General features: G+C 34.8%; 1 protein-coding gene and 1 pseudogene. One reads left to right on the forward strand and one right to left on the reverse strand.

Annotated elements, in window-relative coordinates:
- On the forward strand, positions 1-129 hold a 129-nt coding region (locus ABZ565_RS35685; RefSeq protein WP_361036471.1), incomplete at its 5' end, for an HAD hydrolase family protein.
- A 14-nt stretch (positions 130-143) separates the two neighbouring features.
- On the opposite strand, the pseudogene ABZ565_RS35690 reads toward ABZ565_RS35685, so the two are convergent.
- Positions 144-1,247, reverse strand: a pseudogene (locus tag ABZ565_RS35690) (nucleotidyltransferase); the annotation flags it as partial.

Raw genomic sequence — 1,247 nt, forward strand, 5'->3', positions numbered from 1 at the left:
GACATGGCCAACGCCCACGCCGATCTGAAGGCCGTCGCTCAGGAGACGACCGCGTCGAACGAGGACGACGGGATCGCGGTGGTGCTTATACGATCTTTTGCTACACAAACTCCGTTACTAACGATGTAACATTCCACATAATGAGGGCCATTAAAGGAAGTAGGCTCTACTTTTTGAGAAGTCCCTTTAACAATTTCTCCTCTTTGTTTTTTCCTTGCAACAGCTTCGGTCCCACGATTTCGAGTCTTCCAATAAATTGAATAACTTATTCCTTTATCTTCTGCTTCATTAACATCTATATAAAATTTGAGTTCCCTTTTATGTAGCAATGGAGTCTTATTTTGTATAAACTTTCGCAATGATCCTTCACGAAAACCATCTACCTTTACATCACATTCAATATTCAGTGTATACTTGATATCAATTTTAAACATATCATCGATAAATTGCTCGTTATCACTGCGCAAATCATAGGAGCTAAATTCAGATTTTTGAACAACTTCAGGAATTGGAAACTTAATGCCGAATATTTCCTGTAATTTCTCATAAAGGTTTTCACTTTCTTCGGTTAAATCCTTGATTTTATTATAAGCCTTCTCTGCTTTCCCTATAAATGCTTTTCCTTTATCATAAACAGGTTGTTTACTTCCTAAAGATTGCCAATAAATTTGTTCTTTATTTTGACCTTTCAGATACAAAAATAAATCTTTAAATAAGTTTAAATAATCCTCATATGTTACTGTAACATACTTAGGATACTTTTTTAAAAATTTATGAACCAATGTATCTACTAATAACCCACCCATTTTAAATCCAATATTATTTTTCCAAGCACGAACCATTTGACAAATATTTTTAAAGTGACCATTAGTTTGGTCTATCGTATATTCACTTTCCCCAATCTCAACCATTGGATCTGTTCGCTTCCAAGTTCCTCCGTATTTTGAATCAGGAAATTTGTAACTCCCGTCACTATTTTCAAATGCGGGACAAACTTCTACTTCATAATTTGAGAAAGTTACGACTACTACTTGTCCATCACCACGTACTATAATACTTTCATTTGGATATCTTTTTCTAATTTCTGCCTTAACATCCTGTAATAAAGCTGATTGCCCGTTACCTTTGTACTCATCATATTGTTTAAATTTTGTTTTAGGAAGCACAAACAACATATCCATGTCACTGATACCATTGATTGCAGTTTTACGACCTAAAGAACCAACTTTATATCCGTGTTCTTCCTC

It is taken from the genome of Streptomyces sp. NPDC016469 (assembly GCF_040632905.1).
Classification (GTDB): domain Bacteria; phylum Actinomycetota; class Actinomycetes; order Streptomycetales; family Streptomycetaceae; genus Streptomyces.